The organism is Bacteroides sp. D22 (genome assembly GCF_000163675.1).
GTDB classification, from domain to species: Bacteria; Bacteroidota; Bacteroidia; order Bacteroidales; family Bacteroidaceae; genus Bacteroides; species Bacteroides xylanisolvens.
In genome coordinates, this window is sequence record NZ_GG774832.1 from 1 (window position 1) to 25762 (window position 25762).

At 43.2% G+C, this 25762-nt stretch carries 23 protein-coding genes and 1 pseudogene; 14 read left to right on the forward strand and 10 right to left on the reverse strand.

Annotation, left to right across the window (positions count from 1 at the left end; translation table 11 throughout):
- Both HMPREF0106_RS28020 and HMPREF0106_RS01235 read right to left on the reverse strand, forming a co-directional pair.
- Positions 1-221, reverse strand: a pseudogene (locus HMPREF0106_RS28020) (transposase); the annotation flags it as partial.
- Positions 222-415: 194 nt separating this feature from the next.
- Positions 416-1138 carry a NigD-like protein gene (locus tag HMPREF0106_RS01235; protein ID WP_008021560.1) on the reverse strand — a complete coding sequence of 241 codons (723 nt, stop codon included), beginning with the start codon at positions 1136-1138 and terminating at the stop codon, positions 416-418.
- A gap of 176 nt (positions 1139-1314) precedes the next feature.
- Here HMPREF0106_RS01235 and HMPREF0106_RS01230 point away from each other — a divergent pair, with 176 nt between their 5' ends.
- From HMPREF0106_RS01230 to HMPREF0106_RS01185, 10 genes are all read left to right on the forward strand, one after another.
- Positions 1315-1863 carry an RNA polymerase sigma factor gene (locus HMPREF0106_RS01230; protein ID WP_004314738.1) on the forward strand — a complete coding sequence of 183 codons (549 nt, stop codon included), beginning with the start codon at positions 1315-1317 and terminating at the stop codon, positions 1861-1863.
- Between the two features lie 6 nt (positions 1864-1869).
- Positions 1870-3168, forward strand: a complete 1299-nt coding sequence (locus HMPREF0106_RS01225) for an outer membrane beta-barrel protein (RefSeq protein ID WP_009041177.1) — start codon at positions 1870-1872, stop codon at positions 3166-3168.
- 212 nt (positions 3169-3380) lie between these two features.
- Positions 3381-3977 (forward strand): RNA polymerase sigma-70 factor, encoded by a 597-nt coding sequence (locus HMPREF0106_RS01220; RefSeq protein ID WP_008643132.1) that lies wholly within the window; start codon positions 3381-3383, stop codon positions 3975-3977.
- Between the two features lie 67 nt (positions 3978-4044).
- A complete protein-coding gene (locus HMPREF0106_RS01215) occupies positions 4045-5025 on the forward strand; it encodes a FecR family protein (RefSeq protein ID WP_009041178.1) in 981 nt (326 codons plus the stop codon).
- Between the two features lie 76 nt (positions 5026-5101).
- Complete coding sequence (locus HMPREF0106_RS01210; RefSeq protein WP_009041179.1) at positions 5102-6661, forward strand: ATP-binding protein; 1560 nt, start codon at positions 5102-5104, stop codon at positions 6659-6661.
- Positions 6662-6831: 170 nt separating this feature from the next.
- Positions 6832-10251, forward strand: coding sequence for a SusC/RagA family TonB-linked outer membrane protein (locus HMPREF0106_RS01205; RefSeq protein ID WP_009041180.1), 3420 nt, complete (start codon positions 6832-6834; stop codon positions 10249-10251).
- Positions 10252-10263: 12 nt separating this feature from the next.
- A complete protein-coding gene (locus HMPREF0106_RS01200; protein ID WP_009041181.1) occupies positions 10264-11610 on the forward strand; it encodes a RagB/SusD family nutrient uptake outer membrane protein in 1347 nt (448 codons plus the stop codon).
- 21 nt (positions 11611-11631) lie between these two features.
- Positions 11632-14163 carry a glycerophosphodiester phosphodiesterase family protein gene (locus tag HMPREF0106_RS01195; protein WP_009041182.1) on the forward strand — a complete coding sequence of 844 codons (2532 nt, stop codon included), beginning with the start codon at positions 11632-11634 and terminating at the stop codon, positions 14161-14163.
- A 30-nt stretch (positions 14164-14193) separates the two neighbouring features.
- The gene (locus tag HMPREF0106_RS01190) at positions 14194-15114 is read left to right on the forward strand and encodes a glycerophosphodiester phosphodiesterase family protein (RefSeq protein WP_008643138.1); all 921 of its coding nucleotides are present in this window, start codon (positions 14194-14196) and stop codon (positions 15112-15114) included.
- 16 nt (positions 15115-15130) lie between these two features.
- On the forward strand, positions 15131-16486 hold the full coding sequence (locus tag HMPREF0106_RS01185) for an MFS transporter (protein ID WP_009041183.1): 1356 nt from the start codon (positions 15131-15133) through the stop codon (positions 16484-16486).
- A 106-nt stretch (positions 16487-16592) separates the two neighbouring features.
- Here HMPREF0106_RS01185 and HMPREF0106_RS01180 read toward each other — a convergent pair whose 3' ends face one another.
- On the reverse strand, positions 16593-18029 hold the full coding sequence (locus tag HMPREF0106_RS01180) for an ATP-binding protein (RefSeq protein WP_083787930.1): 1437 nt from the start codon (positions 18027-18029) through the stop codon (positions 16593-16595).
- Between the two features lie 205 nt (positions 18030-18234).
- Here HMPREF0106_RS01180 and HMPREF0106_RS26500 point away from each other — a divergent pair, with 205 nt between their 5' ends.
- Positions 18235-19530 (forward strand): site-specific integrase, encoded by a 1296-nt coding sequence (locus tag HMPREF0106_RS26500; protein WP_009041185.1) that lies wholly within the window; start codon positions 18235-18237, stop codon positions 19528-19530.
- A 93-nt stretch (positions 19531-19623) separates the two neighbouring features.
- Here the strand turns inward: HMPREF0106_RS26500 and HMPREF0106_RS01170 are convergent, their stop codons facing one another.
- Both HMPREF0106_RS01170 and HMPREF0106_RS01165 read right to left on the reverse strand, forming a co-directional pair.
- Complete coding sequence (locus HMPREF0106_RS01170) at positions 19624-19941, reverse strand: helix-turn-helix domain-containing protein (RefSeq protein ID WP_009041186.1); 318 nt, start codon at positions 19939-19941, stop codon at positions 19624-19626.
- A gap of 1 nt (position 19942) precedes the next feature.
- Positions 19943-20236, reverse strand: a complete 294-nt coding sequence (locus HMPREF0106_RS01165; RefSeq protein ID WP_004326140.1) for a helix-turn-helix domain-containing protein — start codon at positions 20234-20236, stop codon at positions 19943-19945.
- A 317-nt stretch (positions 20237-20553) separates the two neighbouring features.
- Between HMPREF0106_RS01165 and HMPREF0106_RS27580 the strand changes: the two genes are divergently transcribed.
- Positions 20554-20835: a hypothetical protein gene (locus tag HMPREF0106_RS27580; protein WP_172579061.1), complete on the forward strand. Its 282-nt coding sequence runs from the start codon at positions 20554-20556 to the stop codon at positions 20833-20835.
- Positions 20836-21063: 228 nt separating this feature from the next.
- On the opposite strand, the gene HMPREF0106_RS01155 is transcribed toward HMPREF0106_RS27580, so the two are convergent.
- Positions 21064-21417 (reverse strand): winged helix-turn-helix transcriptional regulator, encoded by a 354-nt coding sequence (locus HMPREF0106_RS01155; RefSeq protein WP_004326138.1) that lies wholly within the window; start codon positions 21415-21417, stop codon positions 21064-21066.
- A 124-nt stretch (positions 21418-21541) separates the two neighbouring features.
- Between HMPREF0106_RS01155 and HMPREF0106_RS01150 the strand changes: the two genes are divergently transcribed.
- Positions 21542-22336, forward strand: coding sequence for an EFR1 family ferrodoxin (locus HMPREF0106_RS01150; RefSeq protein ID WP_009041188.1), 795 nt, complete (start codon positions 21542-21544; stop codon positions 22334-22336).
- Here the strand turns inward: HMPREF0106_RS01150 and HMPREF0106_RS27585 are convergent.
- The 3 genes from HMPREF0106_RS27585 to HMPREF0106_RS01140 all read right to left on the reverse strand — a co-directional run bounded on the left by HMPREF0106_RS27585 (position 22294) and on the right by HMPREF0106_RS01140 (position 23714).
- A complete protein-coding gene (locus HMPREF0106_RS27585; RefSeq protein WP_172680450.1) occupies positions 22294-22512 on the reverse strand; it encodes a hypothetical protein in 219 nt (72 codons plus the stop codon). The two genes, HMPREF0106_RS01150 and HMPREF0106_RS27585, sit on opposite strands and share 43 nt — an antisense overlap.
- Before the next feature lie 17 nt (positions 22513-22529).
- Positions 22530-23120, reverse strand: a complete 591-nt coding sequence (locus HMPREF0106_RS01145; protein WP_009041189.1) for a DUF4948 family protein — start codon at positions 23118-23120, stop codon at positions 22530-22532.
- An 87-nt stretch (positions 23121-23207) separates the two neighbouring features.
- Positions 23208-23714 carry a hypothetical protein gene (locus HMPREF0106_RS01140; RefSeq protein WP_009041190.1) on the reverse strand — a complete coding sequence of 169 codons (507 nt, stop codon included), beginning with the start codon at positions 23712-23714 and terminating at the stop codon, positions 23208-23210.
- 262 nt (positions 23715-23976) lie between these two features.
- On the opposite strand from HMPREF0106_RS01140, the gene HMPREF0106_RS27590 reads away from it, so the two are divergent.
- Positions 23977-24168 carry a hypothetical protein gene (locus HMPREF0106_RS27590; RefSeq protein WP_032851657.1) on the forward strand — a complete coding sequence of 64 codons (192 nt, stop codon included), beginning with the start codon at positions 23977-23979 and terminating at the stop codon, positions 24166-24168.
- Here HMPREF0106_RS27590 and HMPREF0106_RS01135 read toward each other — a convergent pair.
- A partial coding sequence (locus HMPREF0106_RS01135; RefSeq protein WP_009041191.1) for a P-loop NTPase fold protein occupies positions 24169-25762 on the reverse strand: 1594 nt, incomplete at its 5' end.

Genomic DNA, 25762 nt, shown 5'->3' on the forward strand with positions numbered 1-25762 from the left:
ATAGGGAAGTCCTGAACTTCAATCTCAGGGAGGAAACCTTTTGAGTGAAGATGGAGATCAGAGTACTCAGCAGGAATAGTGGCTTTCTCCTCTAAATAAAGAATAAAGCAAGTATCCTGAGAAACATGATTGACTAGGGTAAAGTAATCAAGGATTCCTGAAGGCAAGAACAAGCTTAAAGAAGCAACAGGATCAATCGTTTGGGAAGAGGATGTTTTCATGATGCAAAAATAAGAATTTTAACGCAATCCCCCAAGGTTTCAGACTGAGGCATAATTCCTTTATAAGGATAACTTCTTTATATAAAGGAGAAGATAAAAGGGCGGCAGTTTCACAACTACCGCCCTCTTTTGCGTAATTAATATATTATATTAAAAAAGAGTGTGTTTTGCACGTTTACATTAGATTTATAATCTTAGGGAAACTTTACTTCATAAGTTTTCGGTCCGCCATATAAAGTGTTGACACGGATCCTTAATCCTTTTTTCCCTTCCATCCGGCCTTTAATCTTATCCAGTTTGAAAGATACATATCCTTCGCCCAGGCTTTGAGGATAATCACCTTCACTGTTATGGCGGAATTCCAGATTGATATATTCGTCCTCCGCACTGTCTTCGTCAGCAGTGGGAGCAGACTCTTCTTTGTCGTTGATTACGAGATTCAGGAAATGTTTTTTATCTTCACTATGCGTTCCATAATATTGGAATTCAATCGTTAGATATTTATTATCCTTGTTGATCCACATATAAGTTGTGTTGATCTTGTCATCTCCGACTTTTTCTTCGTCGTTGTCATCTTCACCCATCGTGATGATGTCTTTAGTTAAGATTGGATTGATACCTCTCACCTGAATATTAAGGTCGTATCCATTCACAGGCTCTTCCAGCTCGTTGAATATCACAAAAGCTCGTTGTCCTTCCACCCAATCTTTATTACTCCATCCTTGCGCATTGCTGGGATACATTTTTTTCCCGTCATCCAAAGTGAAATAAAATTCCTTGCTATCCTGGCTAATCATATTGATGGTACTGACAACCAGAAGATCGGACGGGTTGTCATCGTCGTCCAAACATGACTGGAGAATCGGCATTGTAGTCATAATAGCAAAGATAAAGGCAATGAATTTAAATTTCTTCATATACTTATTTAAGTTTTAGATTATATAAAATGGTTCCTTTGTATTGTGAAAATGCAATGGAATAGAAAATATTGCATTTGAATCTGTTAAAGAAACAAAAGTGATAAAAGAGTTGTTCTCTCTATGCAGTATTTCTATCTTTGCTGCATTTATAAGTTAAACACGTGTATAAGAGAATGGAAGAATTAGAGTTGTCGGAACAATGCAGGCTAGGCAATAACCAAGCTCGCAAAGAACTGTATGAGCAGTATGCGGGACGTATGCTTGGCATCTGTCTTCGTTATACCGGCGACCGTGATACAGCCCAGGATCTGCTTCACGACGGTTTTTTAAAGATATTCGATTCCTTCGACAAGTTCACCTGGAGGGGTGAAGGCTCCCTGCGGGCCTGGATGGAAAGGGTGATGGTCAACACAGCTTTGCAATATCTCCGGAAAAATGATGTAATCAATCAGTCGGCACCATTAGAAGAGTTGCCTGAAGAATATGAAGAACCGGATGCTTCTGATGTAGAAGCTATTCCACAGAAAGTGTTGATGCAGTTTATAGAAGAACTACCTGCCGGATATCGTACAGTGTTTAACCTTTATACATTCGAAGACAAATCGCATAAAGAAATCGCACAGGAATTAGGTATTAATGAAAAATCTTCGGCTTCGCAACTATTTCGTGCGAAGAGTGTATTGGCAAAAAGAGTAAAAGAATGGATAATGCATAATGGATAGATAGAGATGGAAGAGAAAGAATTGTGGATGAATAAGTTGAAGGAGAAGCTCGCGGATTATTCCGAGCCGGTGCCTGCTTCCGGTTGGGAACAACTGGAAAAAGAACTTATGCCTCCTGTGGAGAAGAAAATATATCCTTATCGAAAATGGATGATGGCTGCTGCAGCTGTTATATTGTTAGCCGTCGTTTCGTCGGTAAGTCTATATTTTCTGGGGACACCGGCCGCGGATGAAATACGTCATATAAAGACTCCGGCATTGGCATCTACACCCGATGCGTTGCCGGGTGTGCAACAACCGGATGTGCAGGGCACTTCCGTAGAACCCGTCTTGCGACCAGTGGCTCGTGAAGACCGTTTGGCGAAAATTGATAAGAATCTTACAGAACAGAAAACAAATGCAGGCCAATCTGCAATAGAAAATAACAACGAACCTGTAACAGGGAATGAAAATAATCCTGTGATTGAGGAAGACCAGATGCTCAAAGGTGAGACGGAACAGACGAAAAATGAAGCAAGGCAGGTTGACAGTGAAAATGTGGGTCAGGCTACACAGTCACAGGATACTAAACGGCCGAACAACAGGCCGCGTCGTCCTTCCGGCAGAGACAAGCTGCATATTCCGGCAGAAAAAAGAGCATCTCAAAAAGGAACATGGTCCATGGGACTCTCGGTCGGAAATTCGGGCGGAGCATCCACAGAAGTCGGTGCCGGCTCTCATGCTTATATGTCTCGTGTGAGTATGCTTTCTGTTTCCAACGGTCTGATGGAGATACCTAATGATCAGACATTGGTTTTTGAAGATGGAGTGCCTTATCTGCGTCAGGCAAAACAAGTGGTTGACATTAAGCACCATCAACCTATTTCTTTCGGATTGTCCGTCCGTAAAGGACTGGCCAAAGGATTCTCTCTCGAAACGGGATTGACTTACACATTGCTTTCTTCGGATGCGAAACTGGCAGGTGAAGAGCAGCAGATAGAACAAAAACTTCATTATGTAGGTATTCCGCTGCGTGCCAACTGGAATTTCCTTGATAAAAAACTCGTCACTCTCTACGTTTCCGGTGGAGGTATGGTTGAGAAGTGTGTGTATGGAAAGCTTGGTTCCGAGAAAGAAACGGTGAAACCTTTGCAATTCTCGGTATCTGGTGCGGTAGGTGCACAGGTGAACGCAACGAAACGTCTGGGTATCTATGTAGAACCCGGTGTTGCTTATTATTTTGATGACGGTTCGGATATACAGACCATACGTAAAGAGAATCCGTTTAATTTCAATATACAGGCTGGTATCCGCTTGACTTATTAATGCGAACTACCTTACTGAACATAGTGACGGTATCCGTTCAAGATGGCGTCACTATCCTGATTAGATAGCGTCACTATCTTGACCGGATGGCGTCACTATCCTGATATTAGTATCTTTTTCCTCATAAAAATCGGATAATTGAGAAAATATTAATAATATTGTCACCTGTTAATGGTCTATGGTTGCATACCTTTGTTGCAAAATTCTAAGCTATGGTGAATTTTACAGATGAAAAACATTTATTAATCGATTTAAAAGACGGTTCTTTTCAAGCATTTGAAAGATTGTATAATATGTACAGCGGTAAACTGTACAATTTCATTATGCGGCTTTCTTCCGGCAATCAATATATGGCTGAAGAAGTGGTGCAATCCACTTTTATCCGTATATGGGAAGTACGTGAGAAAGTCGATACGAACGCTTCATTTATTTCTTTTCTTTGTACGATAGCCAAAAATTTACTGATGAATATGTACCAGCGTCAGACCGTTGAATATGTTTACAATGAATATCTGCTGAAAAGCGGACTAGACCATGATTCACAGACGGAAGATACTATTGATCTTCGTTTCTTGAACGATTATATCGACTCATTAGCGGAAGAATTGCCGGCACAGCGAAAGAAAATCTTTATCTTAAGTAAGCGTCAGAACTATACGAATAAGGAAATTGCTGAAATGATGGGTATTTCTGAAAGTACAGTCGCCACGCAATTATCTTTGGCGGTGAAATTTATGCGTGAACAGTTGATGAAGCATTACGATAAGGTAATTGCGCTTCTGATTGCCTTTTTTGTTAATGAAATGTAATTGTAATACACGTTTTTGGATAGTAGATAGGATGAAAATGTATACTTGTAAATAAGCAGGAAAGAAGATGGATAAGATATATTATAAAGAACTGATTGAAAAGTATTTCGATGGAAATATAACGGATGCTGAAATAAAAAAGCTCTCCGATTGGATAAAGAACGACCGCCATTTACAGAACTGGTGGGAAGAAGAATTTTCCAAATCGGATGCCGGCATTAATCCGGTACTGCGCGATAAACTATTTGCCCGAATCAAAGAACAGACGCAGGGAAAAGAAGAAACACAGGGAAAAGAGAACCCAAGAACTATTCGTATGAATCCTTGGAAATGGGCTGCCGCCATCGTTTTACCCATTTGTATTGCCTTCTTCACCTACTATCTTGTAGATTCTTCCCAAACAGTGGGAGCGCCCTTTATAGTAAAAGCTGATAAAGGAGATAAAGCAACCATCGAATTGCCGGACGGAACGAATGTCGTTCTCAATTCTGCTTCGCAATTAAGCTATCTGAATAACTTCGGAGAAAATGGGCGTCGTGTGCAACTGAATGGTGAAGCCTATTTCAAAGTAGCTCATGATGAAAAGTGCGCCTTTATTGTACAGGTAGGCGATTTGGAAGTGAAAGTACTCGGTACTTCTTTTAATGTATCTGCCTATGAAGATGCTAAAGACGTGACAGTCGTTCTTTTGGAAGGAAAAGTTGGAGTCTATGCGCAGAAAACATCGCATATCATGAAGCCCGGCGACAAAATAGAATATAATAAAGCCACTCATAAGATAACAGCCACTCAAGTACACCCGAGTGACTACATTGAATGGACGAAAGGAAATATCTATTTCGAGAAAGAATCTTTGGAGAATATAATGAAAACCCTTTCACGCATCTATGACGTAGAGATTCGTTTCGACTCCAATAAACTACCTAATGAATATTTCACCGGAACCATTCCGGGAGGTGGCATACAGAATGCATTGAATATCCTGATGCTTACTTCACCTTTCTATTATGAAATGGACGGTTCGGTGATTGTTTTGAAAGAGAAATAAGTGGAACTTTCATAGAGTATCTTTGTTTATTCATCGAATAACGTCTATATTTGTGGTACACTAATTTGAAGATGCAATGAATACATTGGAACGTAAATTGCCGATAGGGATACAGACATTTGAAAAGATGCGTGCAGAGGGGTGTTTGTATGTGGATAAAACAGCCATTATATATCAGATAGTAGCTACTAAAGTGCCTTATTTTCTTAGTCGTCCCCGTCGTTTTGGCAAAAGTCTGCTAATTTCCACTTTTGAAGCCTACTTTCAGGGTCGTAAAGACCTTTTTGAAGGCTTGGCAATTGAAAAGTTAGAGACGAAGTGGGAGCAATATCCGGTTCTGCATCTTGATTTGAATGCGAAGAAATATGAGACGGCGGCAGATTTGGTCGCCATGCTAAACCAGTATTTGGAGAAATGGGAAGCCGTATATGGTGATGAGAAGAAAGACCGTAGTCCTGAAGAACGTTTTAGTTATATCATTGAGCAAGCCTACCTGAAAACAGGAAAAGGAGTTGTGGTATTGGTTGATGAGTATGATAAACCTTTGCTGCAAGCCCTTTTAGATGAGAACCTGTTGGATGAATACCGTCGTATTCTGAAAGCCTTTTATGGTGTACTGAAAAGTTCCGACCGCTATCTTCGGTTTATATTCTTGACAGGAGTCACAAAATTTGCCCAAGTAAGTGTGTTCAGTGATTTGAATCAACTGAATGATATTAGCATGAAGATTCCATACGCCAATATCTGTGGTATTACTAAAAAAGAATTAGTATCCACATTTACTCCCGAGTTGGAGCGGTTGGCAGAAGTGCAGGAGATGTCTTTTGAAGATACTGTCGATAAAATGACGGCAATGTACGATGGATATCACTTTACATATAGCGAAGATGGATTGTTTAATCCCTTCAGTGTCCTCAATGTCTTTGATGGATTAATGTTTGATAATTACTGGTTCCAGACCGGTACTCCTACCTATCTTGTAGACCTGCTGAAACAAAGTGATTATGATTTACGTTTGCTGATAGATGGCTTGGAAGTAGGAAGTTCCGGATTTGCCGAATACCGTGCAGAGACAAAAAATCCCCTTCCGATGATTTACCAAAGCGGTTATCTGACCATTAAAAACTTTGATAAATCATTGAACCTATATACGCTAGGTTTTCCGAATGATGAGGTAAAATATGGCTTTCTTAAATTCCTGATCCCCTATTATACACCCATCTCTTCTGATGAAACGGATTTTAATGCAGTTAAGTTTGTCCGTGAACTTCAGTCGGGCGACGTTCATTCCTTTATGGAACGTATGAAATCATTCTTTGCCGACATACCTTACGAATTGAACACAAAGACCGAACGTCATTATCAGGTTATCTTTTATCTCGTCTTTAAGTTGATGGGACAATATGTAGATGCAGAAGTCCGTAGCGCAAAAGGTCGTGCCGATGCCGTGGTGAAAACGAAAGACCGTATTTATGTTTTTGAGTTTAAATTGGAAGGAACAGTAGACGAAGCTCTGAAACAAATAGATGAAAAAGGATATTTGTTACCTTACCGGACAGACGGGCGTGAGCTAGTAAAAGTGGGAGTTTCCTTTAATGCTGAAGAACGTAATATTGGTGAATACAAAGTAATATAATCGTTTATTGAGTAAAATATAGAATAGAGCCATTCCGAAGCCCACTACTTAGGAATGGTTTTTTTGTTCTCTGAATTGAATAAGTTAACGAGAGTTAAAGTCTGATAGGCGATTGGACGAGCAGGGATAGAAGTCTGTATACCTATCAAACAACTTAAAAGTTTTGATATATGAAGCACAAAACAACCTTTGAAAAGCTCCCTCAAGCAAATACAGGGAGAAGTAAGAACTGGAAAACACTGCGGGCTATCTGTCTGCTATTGTTTTTAAGCGTCTCTTTCACCGCTTATTCCCAAATAACAGTGAATGTGAAAGACATCTCTTTGAGAGCCTCTTTAAAGAAAATCGAGCAAGTAAGCAATTACAAATTCTTCTACAATGAGAGTCTGCCGGAGTTAAACCGAAAAGTATCGTTGAATGTGAAAGATGCAACGATTGAACAAACCATGCAACAACTTTTAGGAGGAATGGACTTAGCGTATAAGAAAGAACAAGATAATGTGATTGTATTGATTCGCAAAGCCCAGGACAAATTAATAACTAAAAAAATAACAGGTACTGTTGTCGATGAAAAAGGCGAACCAGTCATTGGTGCCAGTATTGTGATAAAAGGTGAGTCGCACGGAACGATTACAGATTTTGATGGAAAGTTCACATTAGCAGACGTACCGGAAAAGGGAATATTGACTGTCTCTTATATCGGTTATAAAACAGTTGACCTTTCTGCCACAGGGCAGACATTCGTAAAAGTTGTACTTCAAGAAGACAGTAAAATGATAGACGAGGTCGTTGTTGTCGGCTACGGAGTCCAGTCACAAAAGCTAGTCACTACTTCTATCAGTAAAGTAAAGATGGAAAATATAGATCAGGGTAATGACTATAATCCGATTAAAATGCTGCAAGGACGTGTAGCGGGTGTGAATATCTCCTCTGCATCAGGAACTCCGGGAGAAGCACCGAATGTTACCGTTCGTGGTATCGGTTCCGTTAGTGGGGGAAGCTCGCCGCTTTATGTGGTCGATGGTATCCCCAGCGAAAAATATCCCAACCTGAATCCGAATGACATTGAGAGCATGGAAGTTTTGAAAGATGCGTCTGCGGCCGCTATCTATGGTTCGCGTGCCAATGCCGGAGTTGTATTGATAACGACCAAATCAGGTCAGCAAGGTAAGACGAAGATAGAGGTGTCCGGTCGTTACGGATTCGCTTATCTGGCTAGCGACATTGAAATGGCCAATTCGATGGAATATATGAATACGATGCAAGCCGCTATTGATAATTACAATGTGCAAATGGGAGCTAACCTTCAATTGTATGTTCCTTCTCAAATTCAGGAAACCAATTGGGTGAAAGAAATATCAAGAAAAAACTCGAAAACAGGTACCGGCTCTATCAGCATTTCCGGTGGAAATGAAAAGACCACCTTCTTTGCTTCTTTAGGCGCTAATACTCAAGAAGGATATTTGAATAAGAGCAGCTATGACCAGTATAATATGCGTGCCAAATTCACACATAAAATAAACAACCTGTTCAAGCTGAATATGAATATGGCAGGTTCGGCCAGCCGTTCGGACTTATTGGAAGAAACGAGTACCAGCTTGAAAGTACTTCGTACAGCTCGTGAGGAGCAGCCCTGGTATTCACCTTATAAAGAAGACGGAACATCTTATAAAGTGAACGGGACAGATATTTTGCGCCACAATCCGGTGATGCTGATTAATGAAGAAGACTGGGTAGCTAAGAAATATCAACTATCCGGTGTGTTCAGCGTAGACGTAACTCCTTTCAAAGGGTTTAAGTACACACCAACAGTAAGCGTATATGGTATTTTGGACAACACATCTAAAAAATTGTCGGACAAGCATGATGCCCGTAAAAATAGTAGTGGTTGGGGAGCATTAGCCGAACAAAAAGACCAGAGTTTCCGCTATGTGATAGATAATATATTCTCTTACAACAATGAATGGAATAAACTAATCTACTCCGTCATGTTGGGACATTCGTTTGAGAAATACACTTATGAACAATTCGGGGCAAAGAGTGATAACTATGCTAACGGTGCATTTCCTTCCTCAAACTTTGATTTAATCAATGCAGGCCCTAATATTTACGCCGGAAATATTAGTTATACATCTTATGCCTTAGAATCCTATTTCGGACGAATCGCTTTGAATTGGGACAATAAATATATACTGAATGCTTCTTTGCGTAGTGATGGTTCTTCCCGCTTTGCGAAGAACAAGAGATATGGTTATTTCCCTTCTGCTTCTTTTGCGTGGCGTGCCTCCAATGAGGAATTTTTCCCAAAAAATAAATACGTCAATGATGCAAAGTTAAGATTAAGCTGGGGTATGACAGGTAGCATGGCAGGAGTGAGTAATTATGCTCCGTTATCACTGATTAGTGCGGGTGGTGCTTCTTACAACGGTTCTGCCGGATTCCAGATTTCGCAGGATGCCCGTGCTTTGACTTGGGAGAAAGCCAGCCAGTTTAATATCGGATTTGATATAGAAATGTTTCAGTCTCGCCTGACTTTAAACATAGATATGTTCTATCAAAAGACTACCGACCTGCTGTTTAAGAAACCAGTCAATGCAACCACCGGATATACCACATTACAGTCCAATATCGGCTCATTAGAGAATAAAGGACTTGAGTTGGCTTTGAATGGTAAAATCTTCACCGGAAAGTTTAAATGGGATTTGGGTGGTAACATTTCTTTTGTAAAGAACAAGCTGCTTTCCCTCATCGAAGGAAATGATATGTATATTGTTCCCAGCAGCGGTAGTAACCTTTTAGGAGGTTCGATGCATGCATTGATTAACGGACAGCCTATCAGTACATTCTATATGTTAAAGATGGAAGGTATCTACCAGCGTGACGACGAAGTGCCTGCGAAACTGTATGCAAAAGGAGTCCGTGCCGGTGACGTGAAATATTTCGATTATAATGAAGACGGAGATATATCTGACGCCGACCGAATGAATGTAGGAAAAGCCATTCCTGATTTTTACGGTGGTATTACTTCCAACTTCTCTTACAAAGGTTTCGATTTGTCATTGTTCGGACAATTTTCGGTAGGTGGTAAAGTGATGTCGGCATGGCGGGGAGTGAACGGTTCCGAAGGTACTGACCATTTAGGATTGGCGCTATCCAATGTAAAAGTAAACGACCGTGGCGAATCTGTCGAGCAATACTTTAATGTAAGCAAAGAAGTGGCTAACGGATACTGGCGTGGAGAGGGCACAAGCAACACGATTCCTCGTCCTGTAAGAATAGGAGTACATACCGGGTATGATTATGACTATAACGTGCAAACCTCAACACGTTATTTGGAAGATGCTTCCTATTTTAAACTGAAAACTGTGACTTTGGGTTACACTTTGCCGGAATCAGTCGTTAAGAAACTCCGCGTGAACTCATTAAGAGTCTACGTTTCGGCTGATAATCTACTCACTCTCACCAAGTATTCCGGTTATGATCCCGAAACATCATTTTCCGGTAGCCCGGGAGACTCAAATTATGGAGTTGACTTCGGGTTGCAACCTGTATTGCGAACATTTATTTTTGGTCTGAATCTAAACTTTTAAAAATATAGATGTATGAAACGATACTATACTATAATCAACTATTTGCTATGTAGCATTTGCCTTTTGTGGATGACGGGTTGTTCAGGTATACTGGACGATATGCGACCTAAAGATCAGATACCTCAAGATATGTTGAGCGAATCCGATTTGGAAAAGTTATTGAATGGAGTGTATGCCGAAATGGAAGAACTGGTATTCAAATTTTATATGGATGGTGATGTAAAAGGCGAGAATTTCAAGGCAGGTCCCGGATTTTCCATGAACGACCCCATGTTGATGGCTCCTAGTTCTAAAGAAGTTTTGAGCCAGTGGCAAAAATGTTTCACAGCCTTGAAGCAAGTTAATTTCTTGGTCGAAACATACGAAGCGTCATCTAATAAAGAGAGTCAGGTTGTGAAGCAGACAGGAGGGACCGGATACTACTTCAGAGCTTTGATTTATTATCATCTGGTCACTCGCTGGGGAGGAGTTCCTATCTTGCGTAAGCGCACTTACGACGTCGTTCCCATTTCCCCCGAAACCGAAGTGTGGAGTTTTATAAAAGAAGACTTGGCTAAAGCGGAAGGATTACTGTCTGATTTCACCGATCGTTTTTATGTGTCTCTTAGTGCTTGTGATGCGCTTCACGCCAAAGTATGTTTGTCCTTGAAAGACTATACAAATGCGGCAGCTTATGCCGACAAAGTGATTACAAAGTCAAATTTCGCATTGAGTACTACATCAGTTGAGTATGCTCAGGCGTTTGTCTCTAATAGCAGTAGCAAAGAACTGGTCTTTGCGTTAGCCAACAAGCGTAGTACAAGTTTGCTGTTATTTTACCAAACGGTCAATGACATTGATCCGACTTGGGATTACTCTCCTTCTACCGAATGTTACAGCCATCTTTATGATGATACCGCCGTAAAGTCAAAGGATATACGGGCAAAGGCAGTATTTGGTGCAGATAATAGCCGTATTATTAAATTCCCGAATGGAAGTACCGGTCAGTTTGTTACCAATGAACAACCGTCACAAACCCCGATTGTGGTTACCCGTGTGGCGGAAATGTATCTGATTAAAGCGGAAGCATTGGGAGCAGTCAATGGGTTGGCTACATTAAAAGAATTTATGAACAAACGCTACGCAACCGTCTTGTTGCCTTCAAATATGACTGATATAGAGTTTCAGAATCAAATACTTGATGAGCGTCACCGCGAGTTGTATGCAGAAGGTCAACGATGGTATGATTTGAAGCGAACCAACCGTTTGGACTTGTTTTCTTCCTTGAACGGTAGAAACTACCTGATGTATTATCCTGTTCCCCAGTCGGAACGCGATTTGGCGGGAGAGGAAAATTACCCTCAAAATGAAGGCTATTAATTATCTTAGAAAGAACAAAGTATGAAGAATATAAAAATAGTAACAACGTTTTTTATCTGCTTGCTGCTACTTTCAGCATGCTCGGATGATTGGAAGGAAAATGCGCTGACAGCTAAATTTACTTTTGACAAGACAACCTACTATGTAGGCGAAGAAGTCTGTATCACGAATGAGACAGTAGGCGGAGAAGGTAATTATACCTGCCAATGGGATTTAGGGAATGGAGAGACTTCAACAGAAGTTGCTCCTAAAGTGACTTACGAAACGAATGGAGCATATACAGTGACTTTGCATGTGAAAGACAGTAAAGGAAATTATGCAATGGCTCATAAATTATTGACGATTGAAGCTGAACCTCTGCCCGAAGTCGGCAATGTGAAACTGAAATGGGTAGGTGCCCACGTGTTGGGCGAAATACGTTCTACGGCTCCGGCAGTCAGTGATGATAATAATGTATATATGACTTCCAATGACCATTATTTGCGGAAATTCTCGGCCACTACCGGTGAACAATTGTGGGAGTTCGACTTATGGACATCGGCTGACGGTGATTCTCCGTCCGGTAATACGCATACCACTCCGAGCATTGATACGGACGGTACTGTGTATGTAGGAACAGGCGACACAAGTGGCAAAGTAGGGCGCGTATATGCCATCAATCCCGATGGAACAAAGAAATGGGTCGTTGCCGGAGATGCTGAAAAAGGATTTTGGAATAAAGGACAGGCTTCAAAGCCTCGTATTAATTATCTGACTTGTGCGATTGGAGAGAATCATATCTATATGGGTAACGGCGGCTCTACGGGATCTGTGCTTGCTGTCGATAAGAATACCGGTTACAGAGTAGGTTATGTGGCAAACGCAGACAATTCCGGAGGTCCGTCGGGGGGAGTATCTGCCGGAATAGCATTGGCGAACAACACATTAATTTGGGCTGGTGGAAAGAACGGCTTATTCGGCGCGTCGGCGTCTGCACTGAATACAGGTGGTAATGTGATGTGGGCATGGCAAATATATAGTTCGGGAAATGATAAGCCTTCAGAAAACATGAATGCTTCCGTAGCTGTGGACGCAACCGGCACTATATACGGAATTGCCACCTTCCCGAGTATAGGAAGCAGTGCGTTTGCTATTGGAAGCGACGGGGTCGAGAAATGGCGTACTTCGTTAGGAAATGTAGGAACACTAGACCAAGGGGGTGTTGTGATAGGCTTGGACGGAAGTATCATTGTAACGGTAAAACGTGCTCCGGGTGAAGCCACGGGTGGAATTGTTGCATTATCTCCTAATGGAGTTGTTCAATGGCATTACGGTGTGCCGGAAGACGTCAGTGGATGTGCGGCAATCGATCAGGCCGGAAATATTCATTTTGGAACACAATCCGGTAATTATTATATCATTAAACCCGAAGCCTCGGAAGAACAGCTAATCTTGAAAAAAGATTTGGCTGCACTGATTAGCGAGAGCGATTCTCCTTTAAAAGATAACTGGGAAGCGGGTATCGGAAAAATCTGGAGTTCGCCTACAATCGGACCGGATGGAACGATCTATATTGGCGTTACTCACACGGTAGATCCGTCGAAGAGTGTCCTGATAGCTTTGGAAGATGAAGGTATAACCGGATGTGCAGCTTCGGCATGGCCGATGAAAGGGAAAGACAGCCGCCACACCAGTGCACAGTTGGGAGGCTCGGGAGAGAATCCGGGCGGCGAACCGGGCGGTCAACTGCCTATTACAGGAAATCTGAAGACCGATTTAAAGAATTTATTTGATGATAGTTCCTATAAGGTTTGGCTTTGTGCCCATCGGGCGAACACGCAGAAAGGTATAGCCGACGGCATACCGGAGAATTCATTAACTTCCATAGAGTATGCAATCAATGCAGGAGTAGAAATGATCGAACTTGATGCACGTCCCACCTCTGACGGAATATTGGTGCTGATGCACGATAATACGATCGACAGAACCACTAACGGAAGCGGTGCGGTAGGAGATTATTCTTATCAGCAATTACAGCAGCTCTATCTTAAAGATGCAGCAGGGAATCTGACAAACGAACGAATCCCCACTTTAGAGGACGCATTGAAGAAAGGCAAAGGAAAGGTTTATTTTAACTTGGATATAGTCAACAAAAACGTTGCCGTAGCGACAATGGTGGCATTACTTAAAAAACTCGACATGGAAAACGAAGTCCTGCTTTATGTTTCAAACAACCGTAATTATGCATACGATTTGAAAGCGGCGAACAGCGCTCTGTTACTGCATCCGATGGCAAAAGCTTCAGATGATATTACCTATTTTGCTTCATCTTACACGGACAATGTGCAGATGATGCAACTTTCCACCTCGGATGCTCTTGCGGGAGCGATGACGGAAGACATTAAATCCAAAGGTTGGCTTTTATTCTCCAATATCGTAGGAGTGAATGATACGAACATGTTGTCGGACAACTATTCGGGGTTGGTAGGCATGATAAACAAACGTATTAATGTCGTACAGACTGATTATGCCGAATTAGCTGCCAAGTATTTAAAATCCAAAAAGTATAGATAATCCCCCAAAGTATAGATGATAAAGATGAATATGAAGAACTATCTGATAATAGGAATTATTTTGCTGTTTCCTTTCCGCTTGTTTGCAGATGAACCGGTGAAGGCAATTTACGCAAAGATTACGAATCCTGATAATAAAGAAGTAACCGTAGTCGCCCACCGGGCGGATTGGCGCTTTGCACCAGAAAATTCGCTGGCAGCAATAGAGAGTTCTATCCGGTTGGGAGCCGACGTCGTGGAGTTGGACGTTCAGAAAACCAAAGACGGACAGTTGATCCTTATGCATGATAAGACCTTGGATAGAACGACCACCGGAAAAGGTAAGGTTGTCGAGTGGACACTGGATTCTATCCGGACACTCCGTCTGAAGAATGGCGCTGCTTTGAGAACCAAACATCGTGTGCCTACATTGGAGGAAGCATTATTGACGGCTAAAGGGCGCGTTATGGTAAATTTGGATAAGGCTTATCCGATATTCGATGAGATTTTCCCCATTCTGGAGAAAACCGGAACCGTTGAACAGATCATCATGAAGGGGTCAAAGCCTGTTGCAGAAGTGAAAAAGGATTTGGGAAAATATTTAGATCGGATCATATATATGCCAATCGTACATTTGGATCGCCCGGGAGCTATGCAGCAAATAGATGATTTCATGAAAGAACTTCACCCGGTAGCCTTCGAATTGTTGTTCGAATCGGATACTTGTCAATTCCCAAAACAAGTGAGGACGAAGCTGGAAGGAAAAAGTAAAATTTGGTATAATACCCTTTGGGATACGATGGCAGGCGGACATGATGACGACAAATCATTGGAAAACCCGGATGAAGGATATGGATATTTGATAGATAAACTTGGAGCAACAATCATTCAGACTGATCGTACCGCTTATTTACTGGAATACTTGCAAGCCCGTAAGAAACGTAATGAGCATAAGATAGACGCCTTTCATTAATATGTAAACTTCGGTTATGTCATTTAAAATATTGGATTTTTATAAAATCTCTTCCCCGCTAGCCGGGGGAGAGACTGATTCAGAAGATTCTTCCCGCTTTAAGCGCATCCGTTGGGCTACATTTTTGTCGGCTACTACCGGATATGGCATTTACTATGTTTGTCGCCTTAGCATGAACGTAGTGCGCAAGCCAATTGTAGAGGAGGGAGTATTTTCCGAAACGCAATTAGGAATTATCGGTTCCTGTCTGTTTTTTGTGTATGCAGTGGGTAAGTTGACGAATGGTTTTCTTGCTGACCGTAGTAATGTTCGGCGTTTTATGTCTACGGGATTATTATGTTCCGCTTTGATAAATCTGTGTTTGGGCTTCACCAGTTCATTTTATGCCTTTGTCGTACTTTGGGGATTGAATGGTTGGTTTCAGTCGATGGGAGCAGCATCCGGAGTGGTTTCGCTCACTCGGTGGTACAGTAGTAAAGAACGGGGAACTTTTTACGGCTTTTGGTCTGCTAGTCATAATTTGGGTGAAGCATTAACCTTTATTTCCATAGCCTTATTAGTCAGTTGGATGGGATGGAGGTACGGGATGATTGGAGCTGGCATTATTGGGATATTAGGTTTCTTTATGATGCTTGTCTTTATGCGTGATACGCCACAGAGCCAGGGATTCTTGTTGAACAAAAATTCTTCATCTGTGGATTCCCATTCTTTGTCTGGTAAACAAACGGAAGATTTCAACAAAGCACAAAAGGCTGTCTTGAAGAATCCTGCAATTTGGATTTTGGCTCTGTCCAGTGCATTTATGTATATTAGCCGCTATGCGGTAAATAGTTGGGGTGTTTTCTATCTGGAAGCTCAAAAGGGATATTCTACGCTGGATGCCAGTTTTATAATATCAATCAGTTCTATTTGTGGAATCATTGGCACAGTATTTTCCGGTATCATTTCCGATAAAATGTTTTCCGGCAGTCGTAATATTCCAGCTTTAGTATTTGGGTTGATGAATGTAATAGCACTTTGTCTGTTTCTCTTGGTTCCGGGCGTACATTTTTGGATAGATGTATTGGCTATGGTTCTTTTCGGTTTAGGAATCGGAGTACTAATCTGTTTTCTGGGTGGTTTGATGGCAGTGGATATTGCTCCCCGTAATGCGTCGGGTGCTGCATTGGGAGTAGTCGGTATTGCCAGTTATATCGGTGCCGGATTGCAAGACATGATGAGCGGTATATTAATAGAAGGTCAAAAGACGGTTCAGAATGGCGTTGACGTTTATGATTTCACGTATATCAATTGGTTTTGGATTGGTTCAGCTCTACTTTCAGTGTTGTTTGCCTTGTTCGTTTGGAATGCAAAATCAAAAGAAGTGAATTAAAGTGAGTACATTAGGTTAGAATATAAGTCTTTGTTTTCAAGGTATTAGTCACCATTCCGGGAAGTAAGTAATGATTGCTTTTCTTCCTGGAATGGCTTTATATTTATTACTTGATTTCTACCAGCCAGCGACTTAAATTCCTACTTTCAGCACTAAACTCCACGCCAATCTTTACCACTTCTCTATGGTCTACTTTATAAGGAATCAAATATCCTTTCTCATCAATCTGTTTGAGTGCTTCTTCGGCCGTTCCGTTCAGCTTAAATTCAAATACATAGATGTATTTAGGAGTCTTTACCACAGCATCAGCGCGCCCACGTGAACTGCGGACTTCCGCTTCCGTGAATTGTCCCATCAGTTTGAAAACCAAATAGAAAATAACCTGATAATGCCTTTCGGTTTGGTCGTTCAACTCGTAAGGAATATCTGCGAAAAAGGCTTCGAGACGAGTAAGGAAAGATTCGTAATCACTATTTTCCAGTTCATCAATGAATTTTCCAATATAAAATCCTTGATCGTTATTCTTCATTGGAGTGTAGAATGGAACAAGAAAATTGATGAATCCATAACGTACTTCATCATTGGGAAAATCCAATAGATAGTTATTAAATCGTCTGTCGTAGTCTTTAATCGTCAAATATCCACTTTGATAAATCAGCGGAATAGGATTATTAACATCCATTTTATATTCTGCAAAAGAAGAAACCGGAACTTCGATACCGCTTAATAAAGTACGGAGGTCGTATTCACTTTTTTGCAGCAGTTCAACTAAAAATGTAGGAGTACCTGTCTGAAACCAGTAACTATCGAATTTGCATCCGTCGAAAGAATTGAGTACGCTGAAGGGATTGAATACTCCTTCAGCAAATTCGCAGAAATGATAACCATCATAAGTGGCAGTCATTTTTTGAAGTGTCTCTTCAAAAGTCAGTTGGTTGGCTTCCGACAGGTTTTTGAGTTCAGGTGTGAAAGTATCAACTAATTCTTGCCGGGTAATGCCGCAGACCGTAGCATACGGAGGCTTCATGCTGATGTCGTTCAATTGATTCAAATCACTGAATACACTGACTTGTGAGAACTTTGTCACTCCGGTAAGAAATACAAATCGCAGATAGCGGTCGGCACTTTTTAGCACTCCGTAGAAGGCTTTCAATGTCTGGCGGTAATCGTCGAGAAGTTCCAAATTGTTGATAGCTTGCAAAAGCGGCTTATCATACTCATCCACCAATACCACTACTTGTTGACCTGTTTGTTCGCATGCTCGGCGAATAACACCCCCGAATCGTGAAGAAAGGGTTCTCTCGTCAATCCCTTTCCCGTATTTAAGTTCCCATTGAGTCAGATGATTACTAAGAATTTCATTTAACTTCTCCGGTTTATCATATTTTTCTGCGTTCAAATCAATATGTAAAACCGGATACTCCTTCCATTCAGTTTCCATTTTCTCAATGGCAAGACCTTCAAACAATTCTTTTTTACCTAAAAAATCGGCATAAGGCGCAAAGAAAAGCAAAGTTCTACATAAATAAATGCAGGTCAGCATCTTGTATGCAGAGCGGGTGGAAACGGACTCCGGCATAAAATGCCTGAAAACACCCCTTTCGGACAAAGTTCGGCTACTAAACAGCTACCGGTTCCAAAACGGGGTATATACAGCATAACAAGTTCTGTTTCATTGCTTTGCCTTGTTTTGCATAGCTCTTGGTAAGAAATAAGTAACTACCTTTAGAAACGAAAATTTTAGAGTTATGGAAACAAAGAGAAGTACGTTTGCGACCTCGTTCTACATCAAGAGATCCGCAGTGAGAAACCGGGACGGAAAAGCCCCCATCATGGTGAAAATCTCCGTTGACGGCGATGACAAGGCAGTGGGAACCAAGCTGTTCGTCACCCCCGACCTCTGGGAGAACGGCAAGGCGAAAGGCAAGTCCGCCGAGGCAAACGAGATAAACGGGCAACTGAAGGAGGTCTCCGCCCGGCTCACCAACCACTACCACCGCATCCTCCGGGAAGAGGATTTCGTCACCGCCGAGAAGCTGCGCAACGCCTTCCTCGGTGTCGGCGTGATGGAGAACTGCATCCTCAAAGACTTCGGGAACATGAACCGGGAGTTTGAGGCGATGGTCGAGAAAGGGCAGCGAGCCAAGTCCACCTACAACAAGTATCTGGCTGTTTACAACCATTTCAAGACCTTCCTTTGGGAGAAGAAGAAGCGCACCGACATGGCTTACAAGGAGCTGACCAAGGAGATCATCACCGATTTCGACAAGTACCTGCGGGTGGAGAAGGGATTGAGCGCCAACACCCTCTGGATATACACCATGCCCCTGCTCAGCCTGACCGACAAGGCGTGGCGGCGTGGAATCGTCCGCACCGACCCCTTCGGCGAGTACAGCCTTGAGATGCAGGAGACCGACCGGGGCTATCTCACGGAAGAGGAGCTGCGCACCTTGGCTAACGCCGTGTTCGTCAAGAAACAGACCAGCCTCGTGCGGGACATGTTCCTCTTCGGGTGTTTCACCGGGCTTAGCTACATTGACATAAAGACGCTCACCCATGACAAGATACAGCGCATGGACTTCGACGGCGAGGAATGGATCATCACCCGGCGCACCAAGACCCGTGTGTCGAGCAACGTCCCCCTTATGGAGATTGCCAAGGAGCTGATAGAACGTTACAAAGGGCTTGCCGGAGGCGACCTCGTGTTTCCCATGCCCAGCAACAGCGTGTGCAACAGGCACCTCAAACAGATAGCCAAAGCCTGCGGCATCCACAAGGAGATCGGCTTCCACCTAAGCCGCCACACCTTCGCCACGACCATCTATCTCTGCAACGGCGGCACCATCGAGGCGCTCTCCAAGATACTCGGGCACAAGCACATTTCCACGACCCAGATCTACGCCGAGGTGACCAACAGGATGGTAAGCTCCGATTTCCGGGCGATCTCCGGCAACCTCGCCGCCATGCAGCGGAGCGTGCTGGAGAAGAAGGACAGGAAACAGGACGGGAAGCGGGTGCGCCGCTCCCTCCGGGAAACGGCTTGACGCCTTCCCCCGGTGCAGAATGCGGCAAAGGCAGGAACTTCCGATGCGGTGTCCCTGCCTTTGCTGCATTTCCCGATGCACACCCCCGTGCGTTTATGTTGGACTTTTCCCCCGTTTGCGCTTTGGGCGCATGTCCACGTAGTTCTCCTCCAGCATACGCAGCAGATCCGACTGGCGGTAGAGCGTCTTGCCCGGCAGCGATATGTACGGGATCAGCCGTTGCGTGCGGTAATCCTGCAACGTTCTCGGCGTGATGTGCAGCAGCCTGCACACGTCCTCGCCCGTGAGATAGACCTCGCCGTTCATCGCCGGGCGGAAGTGCGCCGTCACCGTGTCGATGTACCTCATTCCCTCTTCCAACGCCTCGAAGTACGCCCGTACCTCTTCCGTGTCCCTTGTGATCACTTCCATCTCACTCGTCCTCCGTCATTTCCCGGCTCATGGCTTCCACGAACGCCTCCACGTCCTCCGTCCGGTAGTAAATCTTGTGGTTGATCTGGCTGTACGGCAGCAGCCCCCGGTCACGGTAGGTCTGCAACGTCCGCTTGCTGATGCCCAGTTTCTCACACACGTCCGCCCCGTCCATCCAGTTCATCTTTTCGGGCGGGCGGTAGCGGGCGCAAAGCTCCCTCACGTGCTGCGAGAAGCTGCCGAACCGTTCCTTCATCTCCTCGAAGGTCTTTTTCTCGATGCTTACTATTTCCATTGTCCCGATACGTTTTTATTGTTATACTTCCCTGCAAATATACCGGTCTGTATATGTCCGTGTATCAAAACCGTACCGCTTGTCCTCGTTTTGCTTCACGTTTGTAGCCTTGTCACGTTCCGGGCGGTGAAAAGCAGGGAGAAGCTCTACATATCCGCACGCCCTTCCGCATATTTTCCGCCCCTTCCGTTTGCCGTGTGCCGGACATTTCGCATATTTGTAACCGACCAAACATCATCACTATGGACGAGGCTGTCTTTATCGCTTAATACACCTTCCTTGCCACTCCTGCGGTCATCGAGGAGGAGAGCCGCATCTTGGGCAAGATCGCACGCCGCCTGCGTTGCGAGTACGTCATCCGTTTCGAGGACGACGGCAAGTTCTATTTCCTGCTGGAGACCCGTTCCGGCTACGAGGAGCATTTCGCCCGGTGCGGCTGGTACGTCGTCAGCCAGACCGACTTCAACAGCCGCCTGACCATCGGCATGGGCTTGTACGAGAGCGGGAACTTGGCGGGCTTCATGTACAGGCTCGATTCCGGCAGCCGTATCCGGGCGATTCAGGAGAACAGGCATCGTGCCGCTTGGATTATAAATTAAGCGTTATTTATTCCTAAATATCAGCACTTTCTGAAATTTTGGCTTTGCATCCATCACGCTTTTAGTCCTTAAAAACTGTCTGCTGTTGTCCGGTGTCTGTCTGCCAACATCTTGGGTTCAGATGTCCGCATTATTTTTGGATTATGCAAATCATTGAAAATAAACATTCTAAGGTTAGTGCAAGGTGCAAGCTATATATAGATATATACTTGTACCTTGCACTAAATTTCAATATTTATTTTTCCGTCTATTTTCCATTATCGTTTCAAAATTTTCTTGCCCCCATTGTTTCAACTGCTCTAAATAAGGGATTAAAGTTTCTCCAAATTCAGATACATAATATTCCACTTTGGGTGGAACTGTGGGATATATTTTTCTATTTACCAATCCGTCCGTTACCAATGACCGCAAAACAGTAGATAGCATCTTTTCCGATATAGAGGGGATTGTTTTGTATAGTTCATTGAAACGTATTACTTCATTCTCATGTAGCTTCAATAAGACAACTAAAGCCCATTTGTCACCCAGCCATTCCAGTATAGGGGAAGCAGAACAATAATCGTAATCTAACTTTTTTCTCATTTTTCTTTTATCCAACAAATTGATATACAGGAAAACTAACCTAAATGTAAGTTACTGATAACCAAGACAGTTCTTCTTTTTTTTAAAGAGACCTATTAACTTTGCTGTCGCAAAAATAAATGTTATGGACTATAAAAGCAAAACGGCAAACGACAAAGAAATATCCATCTATTATTTCTCCGCCACAGGCAACAGCCTGAAATTGTCGCAGGATATTGCGGCGGCTTTTGGAGGAGCCGGGCTGTTCAGAATGACACCGTCAGCTGGAATCACCGCATCGGACTCCCGAATCGTAGGTTTTATATTCCCCGTATATATGGGCGGACTGCCCGGCATTGTCCGCCGGTTCTTGGAAAGTTATCCGTTCAGGAAAGGCGTGTACTATTTCTCCATAGGCACATATTACACGTACAAGGGCTGTGCGGTGTCCGTTGTGGACAAAATCATGTCCGGCAAAGGCGTGCGTCTGGACTATGGCTACAACCTGCCCACCGTAGGGAACTGCCTGAAGGAATACGAGGTATCTTCAGTAAGGAGGACGAAGATACTGGAACGGGCGGAGCTTTACACTTCACGAATAATCGACGACTTGAAAAAAGGCAAACGGAAAAAGCCTTTCCCGTATTGCAGGTTATCGGATCTGTTGCACAAAGGGCTGTTCAATGCCTTTTTCAGTCGCTCGCACTTGAACTTCTCCTTGGAAAATGGTTGTATGGGATGTGGTGTCTGCGAACGTGTATGTCCCGTGAACAATATTACGCTGAAAAACGGAGTGCCCCGGTGGGGAATCGGTTGCGAGGCTTGCCATGCTTGCGTACACTGGTGTCCCCGGAATGTCATTCAGATCGGGAAGTCCAAAGGGCGGCTGCAATACCATCATCCAGCTGTAAAAAGAACGATGCTGTACCGTGTGGAATGACGGGTTCCTATGCTGCGTATCCAGAGATTCCGGTCTGTTTCCCGTTTGTAGGATTCCACCGGAACCAGCCCGTTCTTGCGTTGTTCATGCCGACAGGTCATAGAAACGATATGGATGACCTTACGCATCCTTGCCATCATCTGGAAGAATCGGCGCATGTATTGGAATATCCTCATGCGTCCCTCTTTGCAGGTTATCGTGAATGGTCTAACTCGATGTACCAGCCTTCCTTGACAGGCTTGTACAACGTGGTGTCGTTGTACGTCCTGCGGTAGATCTCGTTCAGGTCGCCGTGTTCGGTGATACGGATGTTCCGGCGGCTTCTCAATCCGGGATCGTAAACGAAACTCTTGGATGTTCCTGCGTCCACGATGCCGTGGGAATAGTACGGCATAACGAGGCTCACATATACCGAATCCGCCGTTTCCCATTCCCTGCGGTCAACAAGGACAAGACCGCATCCAATCTCTGACAACAAGGAATCGAGCTGTATTCGGTCTGGCTTCAGCAGCCCATATACCGGGAGGTCTTCTTCGTCATTCGTTTCATGGGATGTATCGCTTTGCTCTGTTGAATCAAGTATAATGACCTCTTCCGGAGAAAGCGGCGGGTAGTGGAAACTGCCTTCTGAACTCTCTGACATGATTTCGTACACCTTGCGGAACGCCGCCTCGTGCGTGGTAAAGTGGCGTATCATTTCCTCGTCGCTCGGTGGCATGGGCGGCTCTCCGCAACTTGCGGCAAACAGGCTTGCTAAAAGCAGGATTATGGCGAATGTTCTCATATTTTTATGTAGATGATGCTTGGCAGCGTTTCGCTTTAAGCGGCAGTGCTGTTTGTTATCTAAATCTTAATGTATTTATTGGCAAAATCAAGGCACTATTTCGTAAACGGTTCGCTCATTGTTCCTGAAAATGGTATGCTCAATCTGGCTTCCGACCTTTACGATACTGTCTATGTCAGCATGGACTTTCAGGCTAAGGACGGGAGCGTATTTCAGATGTTCGTAATCGACCGGAGTATTGTTATAGGTTGTTTCGACAATAGGATAATTATGTTCCTTTGCGAACTGTTTCAAGGTATCTATGTAGGGAAGCTGCTCTTTACCCATGGCTTCAAAATCTATGTAAAACTTTCCGTTCTCCAGCACAAAGTAGATGCAGTCCACACCATTGGAACAAATACCTATAAAGTCATAATCAGTATTTCCTGCCTGCACGTTTCTCAATACATCCGGCAGTTTGTCTATCGTAATCCGGGCAGCAACCGGGATATTGGAGTTTATACCGTCGTTTTGCGTCACTCGTTTATTCCCATGCCCGCAACTCAATAAACTTAAGATAGAAGTAAATATTCCCATAATTTTTAAGTATCTCATAGTTTTATGCTTATTATTAAATAGATAACATGTAATTATATACGTTTTCCGCTGTATATCTTCGTTCAATTACAAATATATATCATAAGGGCGAAACTTCGGAATATTCGGTCTTCCTTTTTTCTATGGTATGCTTAAAAGCAGTTTTTGCGAGTGATTGTTTGGGCGTTCCCCTTCGGGTCGGGCTTTCCGTTGCAAGTCCTCGCTATGCTGTGGGCTTTCCCCTGCAATCCCTAACGTGGGTGAAAGGGCTTTCACAGTCTTGCGCTTACACCTTGGCGCACGGGCTGTCCCGTCCCGGCGTCCGTTTCCGACCATTCCGGCAGGCTGCATGGCCGAAGCCGACATCGGGGCGGAAGGACAAACGGAACACGTCCGTGCCGTCACACGGAATGAAGTTCATCATCGGCATATCCCTTGCCAGACCATCGCTTTCGAGGATGAACGGGAATAGCTATTTCACTTTTGCGGTAATTTCATCTATCAGGTTTGTAATTTTCTCAATGGAATACTTTTCTATCAATCTTCTGGTTGCCGCTTCTGTCTTTAATTTCTCATTGATTAATTTTAGTTGGGGCAGATCCGATTGACAGCATTCGTTCAAGTATTCTATTTCAGTGCCATAGGAGGTATATTTATAACGAGACTGCAAAAAATGCAGAAAGGTGTTGCGTGATTCGTTAGACAATCCCAAAATACTTTTTGAAACCTTGTCCGCATCAGCCTCTTGGAATATTGAAGTATCCCTATAAAGACGCTGTTTGACCGGGATTGCATCATTCAATGCCAGATTCAGGCGTTCGCAAGTTTCATCCGTCAGATTTTCCAGCATGGCAGACACTTTATTAGGACATTTCTCAAATCTTTGCTCGAATAGTTTTTGAAAATACGCAACCAGTACATTCAAAATTCGATCTGAACCAATATTAGAATGATTCCTTCTTGTACCCGCATGTACCTTTGAGCTACAATTCAACAAACCCTCCATGTCGTTGATACCTTCCATCAGCCTGTCTATGGAGTGCTTGCCTTGGGCAATGATGTCTTCCTCGGATATGTGAACAAGGTTGTCGCTATATAAAACCGATAGTATAGATATAATGACAAACAATTCTTTTAGATCAACGCTTTTATCCGCAAAGTAATACCGTACCGTTTCCTCGTAATGTTTCTCGTATTCTTCGTTATCCAGTCTCCAATAATCATACAGATAGTCCCAACTATTCAAACTTGCGTCTTCGGCAGCAAAGTATTGCTGCAAATAGGTTGTGTCAAAATACCCGCTTTCCAGATAGCAGACAATTTCATTGACGATAAAATCACTGAAAATATCCAACCGCTTGCCTATCTCTATAAAATGGTATTTGGAGAGGATTTTTTCACGCTCCTCATTTTTCTCTTTATCTGGGAACATATTGTACAGGCTGTTGAACAGGCTCGCAATTTCGGTATTTCCACCCTTATACTCGCAGTAAACGGCGACAAAATTTGCCAATAGTGATGTTATGATAAGTTTGTATTTGGGAGATTCATGATAATGTTCCGGCAAAGCCATGATTATCCTGTGGTAATCGTTCAGACATTGCCGAAGGACTCTTAAATTATCGAATTTAGAGGCGTGGAATATCTTGATTATAAGCTCTTTGTTCTCAGATAAGAGGTTTCTGTTGTTGGCGGATATTTCGCCAATGAAAAAATCGAGTGTCTCCTCTATATTCACTTTAATCTCGAAAGTGCGCCCGATGGTCTTTTCCTTGAAATCCTTGAATTTCAAATTAGATTTTTCGCCCTCTTTTTCGGAAATCTTGTTCTCATCGCCAATGATGATGACCTTGCATTTACAATGTTCCGAAAAGTAATTGATGTATCCCAACAAGGTTTCCAGTTTTACATCACATCTTTCAAGGTCGTCAAAAATCAGAATCTTGTTTCCTTTTATTTCGGAATTTTCTTCTTTCAACAACAAAATGGAGTCCAAGTCACAGGTTACACTTCCTTCATCCTTGCCGTCACCGTCATATCGTATTTCAAAGCGATTTTCGAAGCGG

Excerpts from the sequence above, each read along its gene's own strand:
- HMPREF0106_RS01235 (WP_008021560.1), bottom strand. The coding sequence starts at position 1,138 with ATGAAGAAATTTAAATTCATTGCCTTTATCTTTGCTATTATGACTACA.
- HMPREF0106_RS01230 (WP_004314738.1), top strand. The coding sequence starts at position 1,315 with ATGGAAGAATTAGAGTTGTCGGAACAATGCAGGCTAGGCAATAACCAA.
- HMPREF0106_RS01225 (WP_009041177.1), top strand. The coding sequence starts at position 1,870 with ATGGAAGAGAAAGAATTGTGGATGAATAAGTTGAAGGAGAAGCTCGCG.
- HMPREF0106_RS01220 (WP_008643132.1), top strand. The coding sequence starts at position 3,381 with ATGGTGAATTTTACAGATGAAAAACATTTATTAATCGATTTAAAAGAC.
- HMPREF0106_RS01215 (WP_009041178.1), top strand. The coding sequence starts at position 4,045 with ATGGATAAGATATATTATAAAGAACTGATTGAAAAGTATTTCGATGGA.
- HMPREF0106_RS01210 (WP_009041179.1), top strand. The coding sequence starts at position 5,102 with ATGAATACATTGGAACGTAAATTGCCGATAGGGATACAGACATTTGAA.
- HMPREF0106_RS01205 (WP_009041180.1), top strand. The coding sequence starts at position 6,832 with ATGAAGCACAAAACAACCTTTGAAAAGCTCCCTCAAGCAAATACAGGG.
- HMPREF0106_RS01200 (WP_009041181.1), top strand. The coding sequence starts at position 10,264 with ATGAAACGATACTATACTATAATCAACTATTTGCTATGTAGCATTTGC.
- HMPREF0106_RS01195 (WP_009041182.1), top strand. The coding sequence starts at position 11,632 with ATGAAGAATATAAAAATAGTAACAACGTTTTTTATCTGCTTGCTGCTA.
- HMPREF0106_RS01190 (WP_008643138.1), top strand. The coding sequence starts at position 14,194 with ATGAAGAACTATCTGATAATAGGAATTATTTTGCTGTTTCCTTTCCGC.
- HMPREF0106_RS01185 (WP_009041183.1), top strand. The coding sequence starts at position 15,131 with ATGTCATTTAAAATATTGGATTTTTATAAAATCTCTTCCCCGCTAGCC.
- HMPREF0106_RS01180 (WP_083787930.1), bottom strand. The coding sequence starts at position 18,029 with ATGCTGACCTGCATTTATTTATGTAGAACTTTGCTTTTCTTTGCGCCT.
- HMPREF0106_RS26500 (WP_009041185.1), top strand. The coding sequence starts at position 18,235 with ATGGAAACAAAGAGAAGTACGTTTGCGACCTCGTTCTACATCAAGAGA.
- HMPREF0106_RS01170 (WP_009041186.1), bottom strand. The coding sequence starts at position 19,941 with ATGGAAGTGATCACAAGGGACACGGAAGAGGTACGGGCGTACTTCGAG.
- HMPREF0106_RS01165 (WP_004326140.1), bottom strand. The coding sequence starts at position 20,236 with ATGGAAATAGTAAGCATCGAGAAAAAGACCTTCGAGGAGATGAAGGAA.
- HMPREF0106_RS01155 (WP_004326138.1), bottom strand. The coding sequence starts at position 21,417 with ATGAGAAAAAAGTTAGATTACGATTATTGTTCTGCTTCCCCTATACTG.
- HMPREF0106_RS01150 (WP_009041188.1), top strand. The coding sequence starts at position 21,542 with ATGGACTATAAAAGCAAAACGGCAAACGACAAAGAAATATCCATCTAT.
- HMPREF0106_RS27585 (WP_172680450.1), bottom strand. The coding sequence starts at position 22,512 with ATGAGGATATTCCAATACATGCGCCGATTCTTCCAGATGATGGCAAGG.
- HMPREF0106_RS01145 (WP_009041189.1), bottom strand. The coding sequence starts at position 23,120 with ATGAGAACATTCGCCATAATCCTGCTTTTAGCAAGCCTGTTTGCCGCA.
- HMPREF0106_RS01140 (WP_009041190.1), bottom strand. The coding sequence starts at position 23,714 with ATGAGATACTTAAAAATTATGGGAATATTTACTTCTATCTTAAGTTTA.